Source organism: Clostridium sp. Cult3, from assembly GCF_021655115.1.
Taxonomy (GTDB): Bacteria; Bacillota; Clostridia; order Tissierellales; family Tepidimicrobiaceae; genus PPXY01.
The window spans coordinates 21,240-41,612 of record NZ_PPXY01000034.1 but is presented as its reverse complement, the minus strand read 5'-3'; the positions used below and the strand labels follow the sequence as shown (position 1 = coordinate 41,612).

Here is a 20,373-nt window from a genome sequence, read left to right as displayed (position 1 = left end):
ATTTTATACTTTTGCGTAACTAAGGTTCACAGTCTACAAAACACTCTTCCCAATAAGGCATGCCACTTTGTGCTCCAAATTTGGTAACTGAAATAGCTGCCACTTTATTTGCAAATTCAATTCCACTGTCTATATTGTACCCATTAACAATAGCGGTAGCAAGTGCACCATTAAAGGTATCTCCTGCCCCAGTTGTATCCACTACATCTACATTAATAGCGGGTATATTAACCATTCTATTTCCATTGTGATATACAACTCCTTTATCACCCTTGGTAATAATTAACTTGTTTGGGTAATTAGACAAAAGTTCATCTATATTGGAATTGTCAAATACTATTTTGCATTCATGTTCATTCGGCGTTAAATAATCAACTTTATCTATAATAGTTTGCTTTAGCTTGATGGCAGGAGCTGGATTTAGAATAACCTTAATTCTATTTTCAAAACATATATCTACTATGTATTCTATAATATCCATGGGAATCTCGTGCTGTAATACTACTAGCTTTGAATTCATTATAATATCTATATTTTCGTCTATCATCTCTTTCGTAATATAATAATTTGCCCCAGGTATTACAATAATACTATTGTCATCTTCAGATATTACTATATTTGCAACCCCACTGGGAATCCCTTCTAAAGTCCTAATATGTCTAGTTTCTACATTGTTTTCTTTAAAATTATCGATTAGCATTTTGCCGTTATCATCATCCCCTACGCAACCAATAAAGCCAACCTTTTTACCTAGTCTTGCAGCTGCAATAGCTTGATTTGCACCTTTACCTCCTGGAACAACTCTAAAATCTTTGCCGATTACTGTTTCGCCAGCCTTTGGCATAATATCTGATGTAAAGACCAAGTCTGCATTAATACTTCCTATAACTAGAATATCAAACATAAGCATTTTCCTTTCAGTTAAGTTTTAGCTAACTTCTACATATCAAACCTTTAAAACTATTATACTCTTGTTGTGCAAAAATAAAAGTATAATTGGTAAGGTTACCCAAGAAAAAAATATCCGCCCCCGGCACTAACTTGTTAACTTATTTAGGGATTCATTAATTATATCCCAAAATAGAGCTACAAAAAAATATCATCTTGAGCGTAGTGAAAGAGCTCGCTTTTCAAGCCTATGAGTTTCTTCCACTACCTCTCAAAATGATATGACTATACCTTAAAGTAACAAATATATCACATACCTACATTTTTAAAATCACTTCCCCTTACTTCAACTACATCACTAGCGGTAAAGAAAGCTGTAGGGTCTATTTCATCTATGATATTTTTTAGCTTTGCTGTTTCTCTAGATGTTACTATACAATATATAACTTTTTTGTCCTCTTTAGTATAGCCTCCTATGCCATCTAGGAAGGTGACTCCCCTATTCAATTGAGTGATTATGGCATCGGCTAGCTCTTCCGATTTATTGGATACTATGACTATCTTCTTCTTTACATTAAATCCGGTCTGAACCTTGTCCAATATCTTATATCCTATGTACATGGATATTAATGTATACATAGCAGGTTTATAGCCAAATAGTAAAGATGAAAGAGATATAACTATGGTGTTAGCAGCCATTAATCCTGAACCTATATTTACATTGTACTTGTTCTTAAGTATAGCTGCTATTATATCAAAGCCCCCTTGACAAGTTCTATTTCTAAACATAAGTCCCATTCCTACACCATTAAATACCCCACCAAAAACTGCACCTAATAATATATCCTCTACTGCAAAATATTTATCTATGCCATTGGTTAGAGTTAATAGAGAGGAAAAAACAAACATAGATATAAATCCATATAGAGCAAATTCTCTATCTACTAACCTGGCTCCTATGATAAATATGGGAACATTAATAGCAAATACGGCAATCCCAGAGGGTATACCTGTTAAATACTGGGTCAATATGCCTAGTCCTCCTACCCCGCCACTTAAAAGTCTACTGGGTATAAAAAAGACATTGAAAGCTATAGAACATAAAAAATTTCCTAATACGATGAATATTAGTTTTCTTACTACTTCTTTTACTTCTATGGATTTTTTGTTTTGTTGTACTTGAGTTGACATTTCTGTCCTCCTTATTCTTTCTAAATTATATACCCACGAATAGAATTCGTGGGTATACGTTATCTACATTTTATATTACATTCCTATTGTAGCGCCTGGTCCAAGTGGTATATTAAACACATACCATATAATTAATAGTATAGTCCAAGATGCTAAAAATGCTATGGCATAAGGAAGCATCATGGATATTATTGTGCCAAGGCCTGTCTTTTTATCATAACGTTGACCACAAGTTATTATAAATGGCATAAAAGGTTCCAAAGGGGATATAGAATTTGTCACTGAATCTGCTATACGGTATGCAGCTTGGGTGAAAAATGGTGACAATCCTATTTGCATAAACATTGGTACGAATATTGGCGCCAATAATGCCCATTTTGCCGATGCACTGCCAATGAAAAAGTTGATAAAGGATACTATCAATATAAATACTATTATTAGCGGTATTCCTGTGAAACCACTAGATTCCAATAAGTCAGCTCCATTTACTGCTAATAATAATCCTAAATTTGTATAGGAAAAGAACTCTACAAATTGGGCTGCAAAGAAACATAGTACTATAAACCCAGCAAAACCTTCCATGGATTTTGTCATATATTTTACTATATCATTAGAGTTTTTAATACCTTTAGATGTTATTCCATAGGCCAATGCTGCTAAAATAAACCAGAATAAAAGCAATGGTATTACTGAAGAAAGAAATGGTGATGGCACTAATGATCCTGTTTCAGGGTTTCTAAGTATGCCATTCTTAGGTACCACCATAAAAGCTATAATAGCAAAATATATTAAAGTTATTATCCCGGCATTTCTCAATCCCTTTTGCTCAAGGGGTGTTATCTCCATTAGTTCTTCGTCTTCTGAGGTAATTTCATCTGTATCTTTCGATTCATATTTTCCTAGTCTAGGTTCTACGATTTTTTCCGTTACAATAACTCCTACTACCGATAAAATAATTGTTGAAACTATCATAAAATACCAGTTTACCGCAGGATGAACTAAAAAGTCTGCTGATATTATCTGTGCAGCTTTTTCTGTAATTCCAGCTGATAATATATCCGTCGGTGTGATTAGTATATTGGCATTTAGTCCTGCTGCTACTCCTGCAAACCCTGCAGCAATACCAGCTAACGGATGACGATTTAATGCTTTGAATATTAAACCACCTAATGGTGGAATAACTACAAATGTAGCACTTCCAGCAATATTACCTATAACTCCTGCAAATACTACTATAAAAGTTACCAAAGTCTTGGGTGCTCCCACGATTACTTTCCTTAAAACTGCTCTCAAAAGTCCTGTTTCCTCTGCAAGTCCTAAGCCTATCATCATTACCAAGACCATGCCAAGGGGTGGAAACTTAGTAAAGTTTTTTACTAAATTATCTAATATCCATCTAAATCCTTCTGCTGAGGCTAAACTGTTTATTGTTTCAGTTTCTCCTGTACCAGGATGTACTATTTCGGTACCGGCAGTTAATGCTGATATGATAATTACTGCAACACTTAATATTAAGAAAATATAAATAGGGTGAGGCAATTTGTTTCCTATTCTTTCTATTCCTTTCAGTACTCCACCCTTCTCTTTTTTGTTACTCATATCATTCTCCCCCTTTAATAAGTTCTACGAGTTTTTATTCTTAAATTCTTCTTCTACCCTTTTTCTTAGATCCTCATCGACTAAGTAACTGATACTCGTCATAGCCATAGCCTTTGCTCCTATAAGCATTCCATCATGCCCTTCTTTGGAATTGCTTGCTTCTCTGAATTCAGCAGTATGTCCTACAAGATCTTCACTACCTATCTTTATATATGGTGCAATAGTTGGGCATACATGGCTAATATTTCCTGCATCCCAGCCATAATTAGTGGCTTCCGTTGGAATTGAAGGAACATCCAAAATATCCAATGACTCTTTAAATGCTAATGCTAAATTGTGATTAGATATAAGATTTTCATAGGTTTTCTTTGGTGAATTGATCTCATAGCTGCATCCCGTAGCTATCGCTCCTGCTTTCACACAGTTGTTGATGACCTCCATCACTTCTGCTAAAACCTCTCTTTTGTCTGCTCTTACACTCATCTCTAGGACACATCTATCCGGGATAGTATTTTGAGTAACTCCACCTTCTGTAATTATGGTATTTACAACTACCCTCGGAAGGAAATGTTGACGTAATGCGTTTATATTGTTTATGGCTAGAATCCCTGCACTTAGTGCATTGATTCCTTCATGGGGAGAGCCTCCTGCGTGGGCTGCTTTTCCTGTAAATACCGCTTTAACGACAGCGGATGCTACTAGTTGTCTTTCTATTATGGTTCTTCCTTCTGCGTGGCAAATCATAGCTATATCTACGTCGTCAAATATGCCTTCTTCTAGCATTATTATCTTACCGCCTGCATTTGGAACCGTTCCTTCTTCTGCAGGAGTTCCAACTACCATGATAGTGCCTCCAGTTTCTTCGATTACTTTGGATAGTCCTAAAGCAGCTCCTACTGCTGATACTGAAAATAAGTTGTGACCACAAGCATGGCCAATTTCAGGTAGAGCATCATATTCAGCCATCAAGGCAATACAAGGTCCTTCTTTTGTTGCTTTTTTTACTGCTGTAAATGCAGTATCTAATCCTGCTGCTTTCCTTGTAACTTGAAAGCCCTCTTCTTCTAAAGAATCTGCTAATACTTTACATGCCTTATGCTCCTCGTAACCTAATTCAGGGTTGTGCCAAATATAACTTGATAGTCCTACTAACTCAGCTTTTCTACTATCGATTTCGTCAATAACCTTTTCCATTAATCTTTGTTTTAGTTCTGCCATAAATATCCTCCTAAAATTTTATTATTATAGAATTTGGTCGTTTATTATCCCCTCCCATATATTTAATTTTTAATATTTGAAAATAATTAGGTTTAAATAATTGTCAGTATCTTTCCTATATTGTGTATAATGTAATTGTAACACAAAATTCAGAAAATGTATAATATTTTATTGGATTTTGTATAATAATTTATATATAATAGTTATATTGATACATTTTGTGCCAATTTACATAAAGTTTTATGTAATTATATATAAAATTTTATATTTTACCTTTTTTGTTCCTTGGTAATATACATAAAATTTATTAATTGGGAGGTGAGTATCCTGACAAAAATAAATAAAGAATTAGAAAAGTTTATTCCTATTGCTAATTTAATCGCTAGTACCTTCGGAAAAAATTGCGAGGTAGTTATTCATGATCTAGCTATACCTCAAGAATCTGTGGTATATACTGTTAACAATCATGTAACTGGTCGTAAAGTTGGTCAAACTTTTGATCATCTGATAAAAAATGTTTTGCTTTCTAAAAATTTTAAGGATGATTATCTATCAAATTATTTACATGAGGATCCTAGTGGTAAAAGAATCAAATCCTCCACAGCCTTAATTAGAGATAATGAGGATAAGGTTGTTGGGGCTTTATGTGTGAATTTTGATATAACTCTTATGGATGATTTTGAAAGTTGGCTAGAAGAGTTCACCTTTGTTGAGGTTGAAGAAGTAGAACAAGAGATAGAGCCCTTTAAAAATGTAGAAGATATTGTAGATGATCTGATTGACAAGATTATTGGAGATAATAATATAGCAGAGATGAAAAGAATGGATAAAATTCAATTGATTAAGTTCATGGATGAGAAAGGCATATTTTTAATGAAAAATTCTATTGATAAGGTTGCTGAGAAGTTGCATGTTTCAAAGGTAACGATATATAGCTATCTAGATGAAGTAAGGAAAAACAATATATAAGAAAAGTATGGAGATGATTTGATGCCTTTTAATTATATTTGTACTAAATGTGGTAAAAAACATGATCCCAAAACATTGATATTTAGATGCCCTTGTGGTGGAATGCTAGATCTAGATAACTTTGGTATTTCCCTTTCAGAGAAAGACATAATTAAAGATGAATACAGCCTATTTAGATATATCAAGGCTCTACCTTTTAGGGAGGATTTTACTCTTTGGAAAGGTATTTCTATGGGTGAAGGGCTTACTCCCATTGTTCCATTAGATGCTGATAATTCCAATCTATTGGTTAAATTGGATTATTTAATGCCTACTCTTTCTTTTAAGGATAGGGGTGCCGTTGTATTGATTGCTAAAGCAAAAGAATTAGGAGTAAAAAAAGTTATTCAGGATAGTAGTGGTAATGCTGGTACTTCTATAGCTGCATATGCAAGTAGGGCAGATATCCAATGCGACATCTATGTACCTGAAAATACATCTCATAAAAAGATTGGACAAATAGCTTCTTATGGTGCTAATATACATGTAATTGAAGGAAGTAGAGAAGATACAGCAAAAGCTGCTTTAGTAGCAGCTAATAAAGGGGAAGCTTTTTATGCTAGCCATGTATATAATCCATTTTTCTATCAAGGAACCAAGACCTATATCTATGAGGTCTATGAACAATTAAAGGGTGAAATGCCCGATGTTCTAGTAATTCCTGTAGGTAATGGTACTCTAGTATTGGGCACCTACTATGGACTTAAAGATCTATTTAATGCTGGGCTTATATCTAAGATGCCACAAATAATTGCCGTCCAATCACAAAACTGTGCCCCTATATATAAGGCTTTTGTTGAAAAGAAAGACTATGTAGAAGAAATACAAACTACGCCTACCCTAGCTGAAGGAATAGCAATTGCCGAACCTAAAAGGGGAAAGCAAATACTTGCAGCAATAAGAGCTACAAAAGGTAAGATAATAGTTAGCCCTGAAGATGAAATATTGAATACTATGAAATCCCTTTCCAATAAAGGATTCTTTGTAGAACCAACAACAGCTGCCACCTTTGCTAGCTATGCTAAATATGTAGAACAAGATAAGAGTCTATTAAATAAAAAAGTGTTAATTCCATTATGTGGATCAGGACTTAAAGCTGATTAAGCAAATATTCGTCCCCGGTAAATATCCGCCCCCGGCACTAACTTGTTAACTTATTTAGGGATTCTTTAGATACATGTTAAATATAAACAAGTCGAGGACTATAACTATCCTCGACTTGCTTCTCTTCTTCTCTTATTTTTCCTTACTATAAATCTAATCAACAGTAGTATTAGGATTATTATAACTAGTCCAATCCCATATAGGATTAGTGCTATTTTATTTGGATTTTTAATTCTAACAAATAGATTAGGATTATCATCTACGATTTTTCTTCCTTGCTTTTGACTATAGTATTCTGGTACTTGGGGTATTTGGCTCTCCTTATCAAAGGATTTTAGGTATTCAGCTATGGCCAGCCATTCCTTTATCTCGTGGCCTTCATCATATATTATTTGTGCTTCATAGTCTGTAATAGGAATGCCTTCTTTTGTCTTTGGCACTATGGATAGTATTCCAAAGGACTCATCACCAACTATTGAAAGCATTTGAGCTGAATACAAACCTGCTACTACCCTATATAGTTTGTCATCTACTATTTCCTCCCTATTGCCTTCTTCATCTTGTATATACACATCAGTAACCTTATTAAAAATGAGCCTGTTAGGATTAAATGTATAGTTAAGTCCTGATGAATATAGTTGAGCTACTTTCATGATAGGGGTAATGGAAGCATCTACTTCCGCTACGGTCTTTAACTCCTTACCCGTTAGGTATACGGATATTAGAGGATAGCCGGAAACCTTGTCTGGTCCTATGCCTAATGAGCTAACTGTAAATACATCGGATACTGTAATATCTCCCTTAGGAAAGGAACCTCTTATAGTCCCTACAGGAGCTACAGATGCAGCTATAGGTTCATAATCTTCTCCCTCAGCTTCTTTTACTGCATATATATAGGAATCGCTGATTAGATTGCCTAGTGTATCCTCATCGTGTATATTTCCTAATACACTATAAGGGGTAAAGCTAAAGGGAGTATAGGCCACCACTTCATCAAAGGCCATATTGAAATTATCTAGATATTCTTCTTGGACTATTTCCTTGTAGGATTCTATAGTTTCGTCAATGGATGGATCCCCAATTAGATGATCTCCTATAGGTTCCAATCTATAATCCTCTACTTTCCAATGATCCCCCTCTTGTTTTATATTTAATACTCCAAGTTTTTCTCCATTTTTCCCAGAAGAACCGATAACTGTATTCCCCACTATTATAGGTTCATCAAGGGTAGTATGGCTATGGCCACTTATGATTACATCGATGTCTGGAACCTTTTTAGCTAGTATTTCATCTTCTGATTTAGAGCTATCTCTGTGAGTTCCCGAATGGGACAAGCAAATTATCAGATCTACATTTTCCTCGTTTTTTAGTATATCTACCGTATTTTTAGCTGTTTCAATAGGATCATCAAACACCACCTCAGCCATAGGTGCATTGGAATCTGCCTCTTTTCCCATTAGCCCAAAGATACCTATTTTGATTCCATTACGCTGGATTATGGTATAATCTTTTACTCCATAGTGCTCCATAGAATCCTTTAACTTGGATAAGGTGGGGGTTAGTTTTCCTTCATCGTCTACTGGAAAGGAAATATTAGAGGCTACAATCTGGGGTAAATCTTCTCCACTATCTTTGGCATTTTTTAGACTATTTGCTAATCCTTCTGCCCTAAAATCGAATTCATGATTCCCTAAAGTTACCACATCATATCCCATCTGTCCCAGAATTCTCAATTGGGGAGAATGGCTAGCATAGATAGTTTGAAACAGAGTTCCCATGGAAAAATCTCCTCCATCTACTAGTAGCAGATTGGGATCCTTTTCCCTTTCTTCATTAATTGCTGTATACAGCCTAGCATATCCACCTACTGTTTTAATTTCCCCATTTCCTTCTACCTTGGAAGGATAGAAATGGTCGTGCATATCGTGGGTAAAAAGTATGGTTATGGATTGGGATTTTCTTTCTGAATAAATTTTCTGGGGAATTGATGTAAATAGTATTAATATGCTTAAGCAAATGAGTAATACTTTAGAAACCTTTCTCATATATACCTCCTTTTACATATAATTATAGCATTATACTATTTCAATTGCACCAAAAAAAACATACCAATATCCTTCCTCGGCGCTCAACACTATCAGCCCCCGGCACTAACTTGTGAACTTATTGGGATATTCTTTGGTTAAATAACAGGATGACAGAAAAAATTCTTCTATATTTATTGGTTTTGCTAAATAAGGCAAATCTTTTATATCTACTATAAAATAAAAGTAAAAAGTATCTGTATATTTTATCTTGCTAAAGCAAAAAATAGATTTGAAAGAAACTTTACGTATCTATTTGGAGGGGATAATATGGGTGTTAATGATCAGAATAACTTCAGGGATTTGCCTAAATCCTATTGGCTGGCATCTACTCCTACTACAGAATATCCAACATTAGAAGAAGATATAGATGTAGATATTCTTATAGTAGGTGGTGGATTGGTGGGTATATCCTGTGCTTATCTATTGCAAAAGGAAGGTTTTAAAATAGCAATTATTGAAGCAGACCGTATTTGTCAAAGTACCACAGCCCATACCACAGCTAAGATTACATCTCAGCATGAGCTGATATATGATAAAATCCAAAGGGCCATGGGAAAGGATTTAGCCAAGCAATATGCTGAAGCTAATGAATATGCAATAAAGGAGATAAAGAAGATTTCCGAGGACAATCAAATTGACTGTGATTATATCTCCCAATCAGCCTTCGTATATACTCAAGAAGACAAATATATCCAAAAGATTAAGGATGAAGCTAAAGCAGCGTATAATCTAGGGATCAAGGCCTCCTACGTAGATAAAATACCTTTTCACATTCCCATTAAGGCAGCAGTTCGCTTTGATGATCAGGCCCAATTTCATCCACGAAAATATGTACTAGGCTTAGCAGAAGTTATACACAAGAATGGTGTTCAAATATTTGAGAACAGTCGAGGAATTAATATTGAAAAAGATGACAATTATATAGTTACTACTGAACAGGGAAAAAGAATAAAGGCTAAGAAGGTTATCATGGCATCTCATTATCCCTTCTATAATAAGCCGGGAATCTACTTTGCAAGAATTTTCCCCATAAGATCTTATATCATCGGAATCAAGGCAAAAGAAAAATACCCCGGTGGAATGTATATTAATGCCGAAAGCCCTACCCGATCCCTTCGCCATCAAAATACTGAAGACGGGGAACTCATATTAGTAGTAGGGGCCAATCACATTACTGGGCAGAAGGATGATACAGAGGAGAATTACCAAGCCTTGGTGGATTTCGCCGAAAATTTATTCACTGTAGAGAGCATTCCCTATAGATGGTCTACTCAAGATTATTTAACTTTAGATGGGATTCCTTATGTTGGAAACTTTACATCCAACACCCCTAATCTATACGTTGCCACAGGATTTCAACAGTGGGGTATGACAAATAGCATGGTATCTGCTATGATTCTTAGGGATTTGATAGTAGAAGGGGAAAGCGAATGGCAGGATGTGTATAATCCTTCACGGAAAAATATAATTGCATCAGCCAAAAACTTCATCGTACAAAATTTAAGCGTTGCAGAGCATCTGTTAGATGGAAAGCTTACTCCAATACCTGAAGATATAGATATTCAACCTGGAGAAAGCAAGGTAGTGAAAATAGAAGGGGAAAGAGTTGGAGCCTATAGAGATGAAGAAGGCAACTTCCATTTAGTAAATACCACCTGTCCCCATATGGGTTGTGAGCTAAATTGGAATTCTGCGGAAAAATCCTGGGATTGTCCTTGTCATGGTTCAAGATTTACCTACAAAGGCGAGATAATCCAAGGTCCTGCAGTAAAACCACTAAGGAAGGATAATAGCGTAAATACCATAGAAAAGTTACTTAAGGATGATTATTAAATATAAATATCCGCCCCCGGTAAATATCCGCCCCCGGCACTAACTTGTTAACTTATTTTAGAACTTGTATACCACTAACTTATGCTTTTGTCATAAGTTAGTGGCTATTTTTTTAGAGTAAATTATAAATTCTATAAATTGTTTCAATTCCTTATAGCCGACATCCTACCCAATCGTTCATAGTTTTCTTTGGGATTCCTACAAGGAACTTACGAGGTTATCTACTACTTAAACACCTTTCCATTTCTGGTTAGTGAGTATGGTGTAGACTTTAGGCTGTGTCGTCAACCCTCCTAAGATATGGATATACCAACCTAGGCACTTAGACCGTTACCGTCTAAGCAGATATTTTCTATATAATTTTTAGCTATGTTTCTACTCCCATTTAAATCAGCGTGAATATGATTACCACACGCACAGGAATATAGATTGCCTATGCGATTACTTTTTTCTACCTTACCACACTTTGAACATCTTTGGGAAGTGTATTTCGGGTTTATGTATATCACCTCTATTCCAGCCAAATTAGCTTTGTATTCAATAAATTGTTGAAGGTCATAAAATGCCCAGCTATTTATGTTTCTATCAGCTCTATTGAAACTCCTAGCAGTTTCACGGATATTTTTTAGATTTTCCATAACTATTATGCCCACATTTTCTTGCACAGCAAGATTAACAAGTTGTCGGCTTATTTTATGGTTTAAATCTCTAATCCATCTTTGCTCTTTATTGTTAATACTTTTAATTTTTTTTAGTTTTTTAGCCATGCCTAATTTTCTTCTTAGTGAACGATATTTTTTGCGTTTGAACCCGGCCTCATTTCCATTATAAAATTGACGATTAATTTCTTCGCCTTCTAAATTCATAATACTAGCAACAGCTAATTGTCTGAGCCCTATGTCGATTCCCATCACATTAGTATATTTCCTTTTTTTGTCCTCTAAATCTATAGTTACAGCAAAATACCAAAGGTTATTTTTATAAAATAGACTTGCTTTGCCAAGCTTACACCCATTTTCCATATGCTTAATTAATTTTTCAAGCCTATCCGTTTGTTTGATTGGAAGTGCAAACCTTTGACATTTACCATTATAAAAAAGAGGTATTGAAATTATATGTCCATCTATTTTATAGTTTTGATTGTTATAGCATATAGGTTGATTTGGTTTAAATTCTATATTTTCTTTTTGGGGATTAGATTTTTTAAAATTGTTGTATAAAGCTTTAACTTCTCTAATATTTTGATTGATTACAATAGATGGTAAATTACTCCCTTTGAAGTGAGCAGAAGTTAGTTTGGTTTCACCATCTTTAAGCCTAGTAGCAATATCGCGACGGTTTTCAACCACTTCTGAAATATTATTAAAAAGTATATTTTGTTTTCTCTTTGTTGGTTTTAGCAACTCTAAAACATAGGTTATTTTCAAATTAATCACCTTAGTATTAATTAGGTTTAGAACTAGTGTTCATGTATATTGTAACATATGTTCAACCCCTTTGCAAAACAAAAAAACTCATTTCTAGTTTTTCCTCACTAAAAATGAGCTTTTTTATTAACTTCATAACTCTTGTTATACGTCAGATAAATAGTAGGTCTCCAATATTATTCAAATCTATAGTTTGTATGTTCATTGCCCAGGTAATGAATATTTGCAAATATCTTTACTATATCATTTTTGCTATCGTAATCAATCTTAACATCTGACGGTCTCCCATCATCGTTTCTATTTTCTAAATGCCTTTCCAAAATATTTAAGGCGTAATCTGCTTCATATTCATCATAATCTTTTCTATATTCATCAGCAGAAATCTCCAGCACTAAACTGTGAATACCATCGTTAACTTTTCTCTTCTCTATGATATTATCAAGATTCATATTACCATCCCTTCAATATTTATTAGTAGAAATCCTAGTCCATATTATCTTTTCTCATTTGAAGATTTTTATGTCATAAATTTTAGTCTGGGATAATAATCCTCCTCTCATCAATAGCCTCCAAATCCTTGCAACCAGTCAATATCATAGCTTGATGCAATTCCTTCTTCATATTGTCAAGGATTAGTGATACTCCTTCTTCATAACCGCCAAAGGCGCCTATGATTATGGGTCTACCTATTAGTACTCCATCGGCTCCTAAGGCCAACATCTTGAACACATCTACTCCAGAACGTATTCCTCCATCTACAAGGATCATAATTTTACCCTTTACTGCTTTACTTATTTCAGACAATGCCTTGGCTGTGGATTCTGCATGATCTAGTACTCTGCCGCCGTGGTTTGAAACTACTATGGCCTTAGCTCCTACTTCTACAGCTAATTGAGCTTCTTCAACAGTCATTATCCCCTTTAGGATAAAAGGCAATTTACTAGAAGAGACTACTTCCTCTAGTTCCTTTACAGTCTTTGGTCCCACAGGTTGCCCCTTTAGCGCCATGGTGACTAATCCTGCTCCATCTATATCCATTCCCACCGCTACCGAATTGATCTCTTCTGCTTTTTTTACATTTTCTATAACATGGGGATTTTCCCTTGGCTTGATAATAGGTACTCCTTTACCTCCAGCTGCTTTTAAAGCCTCTAGGCCATCTTCATACATGGTCAAGTCTGCTGAATCCCCAATCATGGCAATAGTTCCTGATGATAGGCTGCCCCTTACTACGCTGTCTATATATTCCCTTTCCGTCAAGGCCCCTCCCATATTGAAGGCACTTCCCGTTATAGGTGCAACCAATACAGGGAAATCTAGCTCTTCACCGAAAAATTCAAATTTCATATTAGGATCCTTAGCATCATGAATAGTTTTTAATCTCAACTTTACCTTCCCTAGATCTTCTACATTGCTCTTAAAAGCAGCTCCTGTCAAAGATCCTCCCATACCAGGAACCTCTCCTGCACAGGCTACCCCGTTGCATACTGGACATACTCTACAGTAGCCCTTCATCCTTTCCCTTGCAACTTTTCTAACTTCCTTTATATCCATGGCATTCCCACCCTTCAAATTTTAATTCACATATTAATATATATTTTACTAAATTAGGTTTAACTTGTCCAAAATAGCTATAGATTTTATCTATAGCTATTTGGATTCTATCAAATATTGATATATCAAAGGTTAAGCCAAGACCTTTATGGTATAATCTTGTTGTTATAAAAATATCAATCTTGTGGGAGGAATTGTTTATGTCAAAAAAATCTATCTTTAGTATGATCTTAGTTTTAGTTTTATGTCTCATGCAGATTGTGCCAACATTTGCTGCCAACGATGTTAAAATCCTTGTAGACGGGGAAGAGGCAGATGTAAATGCATTTATTAAAGATGGCACAACATACGCACCTATTCGTTATTTTATAGAGCTTTTCGGTGGAAAAGTTGACTACAAAGACAAAACTGTATTTGTAGATACGGAGAAAAAATCACCAGTAAAAGTAACTACCTTAATCGAAAACTCAAATAATTCAAATGAAAGTTTAACGCCTGAACACGGTATTGCAATGTATATTGAAACCGAAGAGGGAAATATTTTATTTGATACAGGTAAAAGTGCAAACTATCTAGAAAATGCAAAAAAACTGGGCATAAATATGAAAGAAACCGATTGTATGATCCTAAGCCATGCTCATTACGACCACTGTGGTGGAGTAAAAGATTTTGTTGAAAAAGTTAAGCCAGAAGACTTTACCCTTTATGTAAACGACAAATTCTTTAAATATAATGACAAGTACCACCACCAAGCAAAACCTGGTCCAAAGCTAGACTTTACAGATGGGAAACCTGGTTATACCTTTATCGGAATAGACTTCGACGAAAAATATTTAAACGAAAATAATGTAAAAGTAGAATATATTGACGTAGATGAATTGAAAATTTCAGACCAAGTAAGTATATTTACCAACTTTGGAAAAACAGAAAAAGAAAAGTTAAACCCTGCTATGCAAGTTAAAATTGATGACGAATACAAACTTGATGAATTCGTAGAAGAAGTAGCCATTGCTATAGACACAAACAAAGGAATTGTTATACTAACCGGATGTTCGCATACTGGAATCATGAACATAGTTGACACAATTCACGAAAAAACAGGAAAGAATATATATGCAGTTATAGGTGGAACCCATCTAATAGAAGCAGATGATGCTAGAACTGAAGAAACTATCAAGCACTTTAAAGAACTAGGAATTGAAAAAGTAGGACTATCCCATTGTACTGGAACCAGAGCTGTAGAAATGTTTGAAAAAATGGCTCCTGATATAAGCTTTGTAAACTCAACAGGAACGGTATTAGAATTTAAATAAAGATTATTATAATATTAGTGGCCTTTAGGTGTACACCTAAAGGCCACTATATTATTGCATCTAAAACTTTGGTTCTTCTAATCTATTTCCCGCTACATATCTGTCAACAATATTTCTATCATCTCCAAGATAGATATACTTTTGAATTCGTTCCTCTAAAGTACGATCATTTACATCAAATAGATTTGTATCATCTATTATTAAAGCATCGAATTCGTATCCTTCTTCAAAGGATCCAACCTTGCCAAAGAATTCTCCTCCACCTTTTGTAGCTAGATAGAATAATTCAGCTGTCGACAAATGTTCGTCCCTATCATCTATATGAACCCATCTTAGATTAGCCAACTGGGCTGCCAATACCATTGCATCAGGTATAGCCAGCTTATGTCCACCGGAAATATCGCTAGCTAATCCTACAGGAATTCCTTTATCGATGAACTTCCTTATAGGGGCAATACCGCTGGAAACATTAGCATTGGAACAAGGGGAATGGGCTACGAACACGTTGTTCTTAAGCATTAACTCCATTTCTTCCTCTGTATTCCATACGCAATGGGCCATTACCGTAGGATGGTCCCCACCAAACAATCCATATTTATCGTATACTGCAGCATAAGAACTACAGTCTGGGTGAAGTTCTTCAACCCATTTTATCTCACTTCTATTTTCAGATAGATGGGATTGTATATGGACATCATATTTATCAGCTAGTTCTCCTAACCCCTTCATCATTTCTTCAGTACAACTTGGAACAAATCTTGGGGTAATTATAGGTTTAACTAAATCGTATTTGTCCCTGGTGGATCTTATATAGTCTTCCGTATCCTCTAAGGACTTTTTGGTATCCTCTATATAGAAATCTGGACTGTTCCTATCCATATTTAATTTACCTACAAAAGCTCCAAGGCCTGCCTTATCTATCATATCCATCAGAAGCATAGTTGATTCCTTGTGGATAGTTGCAAATATTACCGATCTAGTAGTACCTTGTTTCCACAATTCATACACAAACTTCTCATAGGCTTTCTTAGCAAAATCCAAATCCTCATATTTAGCCTCTTCAGGAAAAGTATAAACATTTAGCCAATCAAGTAGTTCCTTGTCCACTCCCAATCCCCTATTGTTGAATTGGGAAGCATGTAAATGCAAATCTACAAAACCAGGTATGATTAGCTTATCTCCATAATCAAGGATATCTATTGAAGCATATTTTTCGGGAAGCTGTTCATATATTCCTTCTACAAATGCCCCATTGACTACTAAGTAGGCCTTTTCCTTTATTTCAAATTCACCAAATTTTGGCGTATGAACTATATTTCCTTTCAATATCTTTAGACTAGCCATGTATAAATCACCTCTAGTATTTATTAATAGGGTATCAACTTACTTACATGAATATCAATCTTAAAGTGAATAGTATGGCTAATATATAAACTACCGGTGAAACTTCATTAGCTCTTCTTGAAAGCAGCTTAGTTACTGCATATGCTATTATACCAAACATCAATCCGTCCCCAATACTATAAGTAAGAGGCATCACGATAATAGCTAAGAATGCTGGGAAACCTTCTGTAAAATCTTCAAAATCAATATTCACTACAGATCCAATCATGAAAAGTCCAACGATTATTAATGCTGGCGCTGTTGCAGCAGCTGGTATAGCCGTAAATAATGGAGCAAAGAATAAGGCTAATCCAAACAATACCGCTGAAGTTAAAGATGTAAGACCTGTTCTACCCCCAGCTGCAACTCCTGAAGCACTTTCAGCAAAAGTAGTTACAGTACTAGTTCCTAAACAAGCTCCTAATGTTGTACCAATAGCATCCGCCATTAGAGCTGGTTTTAGATTAGGAAGTTTTCCATCTTCATCTAGCATGTCTGCCTTTGTAGCAGTACCTATTAACATTGCAATGGTATCGAACATATCTACAAATAAGAAAGTAATAACTACCATAAACATATCAAAAGAGAATATCTCATCCATGCCTACTCTTGTAAATGCAAAAGCTGTAGGTGCTACTGAAGGTGGTAATTCAAATATGGATGTTGGTAGCTGGGTAACACCTAAAGGAATAGCAACTACTGTTGCCACTAATACCCCTATGAGAAGAGCACCTTGTACACCTTTTACCAAAAATAATATGGATACTATTAATCCAACTATGGTCACTATAGCTTCTGGTGATTTTACACTGCCTAAGGTAACTAGCGTAGCTTCATCGGCAACTACCAATGTGGAAGCTTGGAAGCCAACAAAAGCTATAAACAAACCTATACCAACAGAAACTGCATATTTAAGATTTTCTGGTATGGAATTAACTATTGCTTCACGAACATTAATAAAAGATAGCAATATAAATATAATCCCTTCAATAAATACGGCTGTCAATGCAAACTCCCAAGAATGTCCCATTCCTAAAACAACTGAATAAGTAAAAAAAGCATTAAGTCCCATTCCTGCACTAAGTACGAAAGGATAATTAGCAAAAAATGCCATAAATAAAGTTGCTACAATGGAAGCTACCGCTGTTGCAGTAAATACCGCTCCTTTATCCATCCCTGCTTCTGATAAAATCAGTGGGTTTACGGCCAATATATAAGCCATGGTAATAAAGGTTGTAGCACCAGCTGTTATTTCTGTTTTTACAGTAGTACCGTTTTCCTTAAGCCTAAACCTTCTTTCTAAATAACCTGCTGAATCATTAGTCATGTCAATTCCCCCTAATTTTTAGTTAGTGTCTACAATTATAAAAGTATATAGTACATATTAACCATAGTCAATAAATTCGCTTTGTTCACTTTTTACAAAAATCAAAAAATATTCGTACAATAGAATCGATTTAATAGACTATCTTTATATGTTATTTTAGTTTATTTTATTCAAGTAATTCCGCTTATTATCTAGATTACAGGAATCAATAGTTTTTTTCTACAAATTATTTTTTTGAAAATGTATAAAAATTTGAAAATATTTATCCTTTAGTAGATTCCCTTTCATAGATAATATAGGGGATTGTTATTTTCTTCCCTCGCACTTCATCTTCAATAGCATCTACCAATAGATTCATGGCTTCTCGTCCTAGTTCTATGGCATTGATATCTACAGATGTCAAAGGTATATTTGAATGCTTAGCAAGTACACTGTTGTTAAAACTTGCTATCGCTATGTCTTCTGGTATATCGATCCCTAGATTTTCAAAGGCCTTAACGGCTCCAAAGGCTACCAAATCATCTGCTACTATCAACCCATCCGGTAGAGGTTTAAGATTGGATATTTGTTTTGCATAATCGTATCCTGTTTTTTCATCGAAGCTACCACTAAACAACAGATTTTCATCAAATTCGATATTGGCCTCTGATAAGGCTTTTCTATAGCCTTCTACACGCTTTTTACTTACTATTAACTCTATATCTCCAACTATCATAGCAATTCGTTTTCTTCCAATACCAATGATATGCTTTGTCAATTCATATGCAGCAAGGCGGTTATCGTTATCTACTTGGTTGATCTTTCCATCTTCCCCATTGGTAGAGCCTATTAGGGAAAAGGGAAAATCAATACTCTGTAAATATTCTATACATTCATCATCCACCTTACTGGTCATGAGTATTACTCCATCAACTTTAGAACCCTTTATAAACTTTTCAGTTATTTTTAATTCCTCACCTTTTTCCGTATTTGTAGATAATAAAAGGTCGTAGCCAGATTTAGATGCACCTTTAATAATTCCCCTAAGGGCTTCGATGAAAAAAGGATTAGAAAAATAATCTTCTGATGTAGTAGGTATTATTATACCTACAGTTCCCGTCTTTTTAATAGCCAATGATCTAGCATTAGCATTGGGATAATATCCCAGTTCTTCCATGCACTCTAGTACTTTCTTCTTAGTAGGTTCGCTTATCTTAGGATTGTTGGATATTACCCTGGATACCGTGGATGGAGAAACTCCTGCTAATTCTGCCACATCATTAGCTGTAACCTGTTTTTTATTTTTCACCGCTTCACCTCTTTTCTACTTGTTTTAGTTTATTCGGTTTCCCGTTTGACTATCAAAGAAATGTAATGCACTAATATCATACCCAAAAGAATGCTTTTCCCCTTCATTATATTCATAATGTCCTGGGACCGATATGATCAATTCATATCCATTTTCCAATCGAGTATATAGTGTCTTTTCCTTTCCTAGCATCTCCACCACATCTATAGTACAATCAAAGGTATCTCCTAGTTGCCCGCCGCTTTCAAACCTTTCTGGCCTAATCCCTAGGGATACTTCTTTTCCTTCGTAGGGTTTCAGATGCTCTTCATCTTCTTTTGAAGGGCTAACTCTTATAATACCATCCTCCGATACAAATTTTCCATCTATCATGTTTCCATGGATTATATTCATAGTAGGAGAACCGATAAATTCAGCCACAAATATATTGGCTGGTTCGTTATAGAACTCATCAGGTTTTCCTACCTGCTGAATCTTCCCATCATTCATCAATACTATCTTTGTTGCCATGGTCATTGCCTCCGTTTGGTCATGGGTTACGTATACGGTGGTACTACCTAGGGTTTTGTGTAACCTTACCAGCTCTACCCTCATATGCTCCCTAAGCTTAGCATCTAAGTTAGATAAGGGCTCATCCATGAGGAATACTTGAGGTTTCCTCACTATGGCTCGTCCCAGAGCAACCCTTTGTTTCTGACCACCTGAAATATCTGAAGGCTTAGAATACAAATAATCAGTAAGTTCCAGTAATTTAGCCGCTTCCATCACTCTTTCATGGATGACCTTTTTGTTTTCCTTCCTCATCATAAGAGAAAAAGCCATATTGTCGTATACAGTCATATGAGGATATAAGGCATAGGACTGAAAAACCATGGCAATATCTCTATCCTTAGGGGGAGTTTTGTTTACCCGTTTGTCATTAAAATACAGATCCCCTTCAGTTATAGAGTTAAGCCCTGCTATCATCCTAAGCAATGTGGTCTTGCCACATCCTGATGGTCCTAGTATAACACAAAAGTCTTTGCTTTCTATCCTTAAATCTATACCCCTTAGAGTAAACTCTTCCCGTCCTTCATACTTTTTACCCACATTTTTTAAAGTAACTTCCATAAAACAACCTCCAAACCCTTTGTAATTTTATATGGTAAATCCA

Annotated in this window: 16 protein-coding genes; 4 read left to right on the top strand and 12 right to left on the bottom strand. The window is 35.2% G+C overall.

Features of this window, described 5'->3' with window-relative positions; all coding sequences use genetic code 11:
- Positions 1-19: 19 nt before the first annotated feature.
- From rbsK to C3E88_RS07295, 4 genes are all read right to left on the bottom strand, one after another.
- Positions 20-904: a ribokinase gene (rbsK, locus tag C3E88_RS07310; protein ID WP_236909516.1), complete on the bottom strand. Its 885-nt coding sequence runs from the start codon at positions 902-904 to the stop codon at positions 20-22.
- A gap of 293 nt (positions 905-1,197) precedes the next feature.
- Positions 1,198-2,079 carry a YitT family protein gene (locus tag C3E88_RS07305; RefSeq protein ID WP_236909515.1) on the bottom strand — a complete coding sequence of 294 codons (882 nt, stop codon included), beginning with the start codon at positions 2,077-2,079 and terminating at the stop codon, positions 1,198-1,200.
- 75 nt (positions 2,080-2,154) lie between these two features.
- Positions 2,155-3,678, bottom strand: coding sequence for an AbgT family transporter (locus C3E88_RS07300; RefSeq protein ID WP_236909514.1), 1,524 nt, complete (start codon positions 3,676-3,678; stop codon positions 2,155-2,157).
- A 24-nt stretch (positions 3,679-3,702) separates the two neighbouring features.
- Entirely contained in the window at positions 3,703-4,896 is a 1,194-nt protein-coding gene (locus C3E88_RS07295) for a M20 family metallopeptidase (protein ID WP_236909513.1), read from the bottom strand.
- Positions 4,897-5,214: 318 nt separating this feature from the next.
- On the opposite strand from C3E88_RS07295, the gene C3E88_RS07290 reads away from it, so the two are divergent.
- Positions 5,215-5,865: a helix-turn-helix transcriptional regulator gene (locus C3E88_RS07290; RefSeq protein ID WP_236909512.1), complete on the top strand. Its 651-nt coding sequence runs from the start codon at positions 5,215-5,217 to the stop codon at positions 5,863-5,865.
- Between the two features lie 21 nt (positions 5,866-5,886).
- The gene (locus tag C3E88_RS07285; RefSeq protein ID WP_236909511.1) at positions 5,887-7,008 is read left to right on the top strand and encodes a threonine synthase; all 1,122 of its coding nucleotides are present in this window, start codon (positions 5,887-5,889) and stop codon (positions 7,006-7,008) included.
- 104 nt (positions 7,009-7,112) lie between these two features.
- Here the strand turns inward: C3E88_RS07285 and C3E88_RS07280 are convergent, their stop codons facing one another.
- Positions 7,113-9,053: a bifunctional metallophosphatase/5'-nucleotidase gene (locus tag C3E88_RS07280; protein WP_236909510.1), complete on the bottom strand. Its 1,941-nt coding sequence runs from the start codon at positions 9,051-9,053 to the stop codon at positions 7,113-7,115.
- Between the two features lie 309 nt (positions 9,054-9,362).
- Between C3E88_RS07280 and C3E88_RS07275 the strand changes: the two genes are divergently transcribed.
- Entirely contained in the window at positions 9,363-10,928 is a 1,566-nt protein-coding gene (locus C3E88_RS07275; protein ID WP_236909509.1) for an FAD-dependent oxidoreductase, read from the top strand.
- A 314-nt stretch (positions 10,929-11,242) separates the two neighbouring features.
- Here C3E88_RS07275 and C3E88_RS07270 read toward each other — a convergent pair whose 3' ends face one another.
- From C3E88_RS07270 to C3E88_RS07260, 3 genes are all read right to left on the bottom strand, one after another.
- Positions 11,243-12,355, bottom strand: coding sequence for an RNA-guided endonuclease InsQ/TnpB family protein (locus C3E88_RS07270; RefSeq protein WP_236909508.1), 1,113 nt, complete (start codon positions 12,353-12,355; stop codon positions 11,243-11,245).
- Positions 12,356-12,531: 176 nt separating this feature from the next.
- Entirely contained in the window at positions 12,532-12,804 is a 273-nt protein-coding gene (locus C3E88_RS07265) for a hypothetical protein (RefSeq protein ID WP_236909507.1), read from the bottom strand.
- A gap of 82 nt (positions 12,805-12,886) precedes the next feature.
- The gene (locus C3E88_RS07260; RefSeq protein WP_236909506.1) at positions 12,887-13,909 is read right to left on the bottom strand and encodes an alpha-hydroxy-acid oxidizing protein; all 1,023 of its coding nucleotides are present in this window, start codon (positions 13,907-13,909) and stop codon (positions 12,887-12,889) included.
- 200 nt (positions 13,910-14,109) lie between these two features.
- On the opposite strand from C3E88_RS07260, the gene C3E88_RS07255 reads away from it, so the two are divergent.
- A complete protein-coding gene (locus C3E88_RS07255) occupies positions 14,110-15,222 on the top strand; it encodes an MBL fold metallo-hydrolase (protein ID WP_236909505.1) in 1,113 nt (370 codons plus the stop codon).
- Positions 15,223-15,282: 60 nt separating this feature from the next.
- Here the strand turns inward: C3E88_RS07255 and guaD are convergent, their stop codons facing one another.
- From guaD to C3E88_RS07235, 4 genes are all read right to left on the bottom strand, one after another.
- Positions 15,283-16,566 (bottom strand): guanine deaminase, encoded by a 1,284-nt coding sequence (gene guaD, locus C3E88_RS07250; protein WP_236909504.1) that lies wholly within the window; start codon positions 16,564-16,566, stop codon positions 15,283-15,285.
- A gap of 43 nt (positions 16,567-16,609) precedes the next feature.
- Positions 16,610-17,932, bottom strand: a complete 1,323-nt coding sequence (locus C3E88_RS07245; RefSeq protein WP_236909503.1) for an NCS2 family permease — start codon at positions 17,930-17,932, stop codon at positions 16,610-16,612.
- A 262-nt stretch (positions 17,933-18,194) separates the two neighbouring features.
- Positions 18,195-19,220, bottom strand: a complete 1,026-nt coding sequence (locus C3E88_RS07240; protein ID WP_236909502.1) for a LacI family DNA-binding transcriptional regulator — start codon at positions 19,218-19,220, stop codon at positions 18,195-18,197.
- Between the two features lie 24 nt (positions 19,221-19,244).
- A complete protein-coding gene (locus C3E88_RS07235; protein ID WP_236909501.1) occupies positions 19,245-20,330 on the bottom strand; it encodes an ABC transporter ATP-binding protein in 1,086 nt (361 codons plus the stop codon).
- Positions 20,331-20,373: the final 43 nt, after the last annotated feature.

What these genes read in the sequence shown, in the direction of transcription:
- C3E88_RS07265 (WP_236909507.1), bottom strand. Translation starts at nt 12,804, where the DNA reads ATGAATCTTGATAATATCATAGAGAAGAGAAAAGTTAACGATGGTATT.
- C3E88_RS07300 (WP_236909514.1), bottom strand. Translation starts at nt 3,678, where the DNA reads ATGAGTAACAAAAAAGAGAAGGGTGGAGTACTGAAAGGAATAGAAAGA.
- C3E88_RS07275 (WP_236909509.1), top strand. Translation starts at nt 9,363, where the DNA reads ATGGGTGTTAATGATCAGAATAACTTCAGGGATTTGCCTAAATCCTAT.
- C3E88_RS07295 (WP_236909513.1), bottom strand. Translation starts at nt 4,896, where the DNA reads ATGGCAGAACTAAAACAAAGATTAATGGAAAAGGTTATTGACGAAATC.
- C3E88_RS07245 (WP_236909503.1), bottom strand. Translation starts at nt 17,932, where the DNA reads ATGACTAATGATTCAGCAGGTTATTTAGAAAGAAGGTTTAGGCTTAAG.
- C3E88_RS07280 (WP_236909510.1), bottom strand. Translation starts at nt 9,053, where the DNA reads ATGAGAAAGGTTTCTAAAGTATTACTCATTTGCTTAAGCATATTAATA.
- rbsK (WP_236909516.1), bottom strand. Translation starts at nt 904, where the DNA reads ATGTTTGATATTCTAGTTATAGGAAGTATTAATGCAGACTTGGTCTTT.
- C3E88_RS07255 (WP_236909505.1), top strand. Translation starts at nt 14,110, where the DNA reads ATGTCAAAAAAATCTATCTTTAGTATGATCTTAGTTTTAGTTTTATGT.
- C3E88_RS07305 (WP_236909515.1), bottom strand. Translation starts at nt 2,079, where the DNA reads ATGTCAACTCAAGTACAACAAAACAAAAAATCCATAGAAGTAAAAGAA.
- guaD (WP_236909504.1), bottom strand. Translation starts at nt 16,566, where the DNA reads ATGGCTAGTCTAAAGATATTGAAAGGAAATATAGTTCATACGCCAAAA.
- C3E88_RS07260 (WP_236909506.1), bottom strand. Translation starts at nt 13,909, where the DNA reads ATGGATATAAAGGAAGTTAGAAAAGTTGCAAGGGAAAGGATGAAGGGC.
- C3E88_RS07285 (WP_236909511.1), top strand. Translation starts at nt 5,887, where the DNA reads ATGCCTTTTAATTATATTTGTACTAAATGTGGTAAAAAACATGATCCC.
- C3E88_RS07235 (WP_236909501.1), bottom strand. Translation starts at nt 20,330, where the DNA reads ATGGAAGTTACTTTAAAAAATGTGGGTAAAAAGTATGAAGGACGGGAA.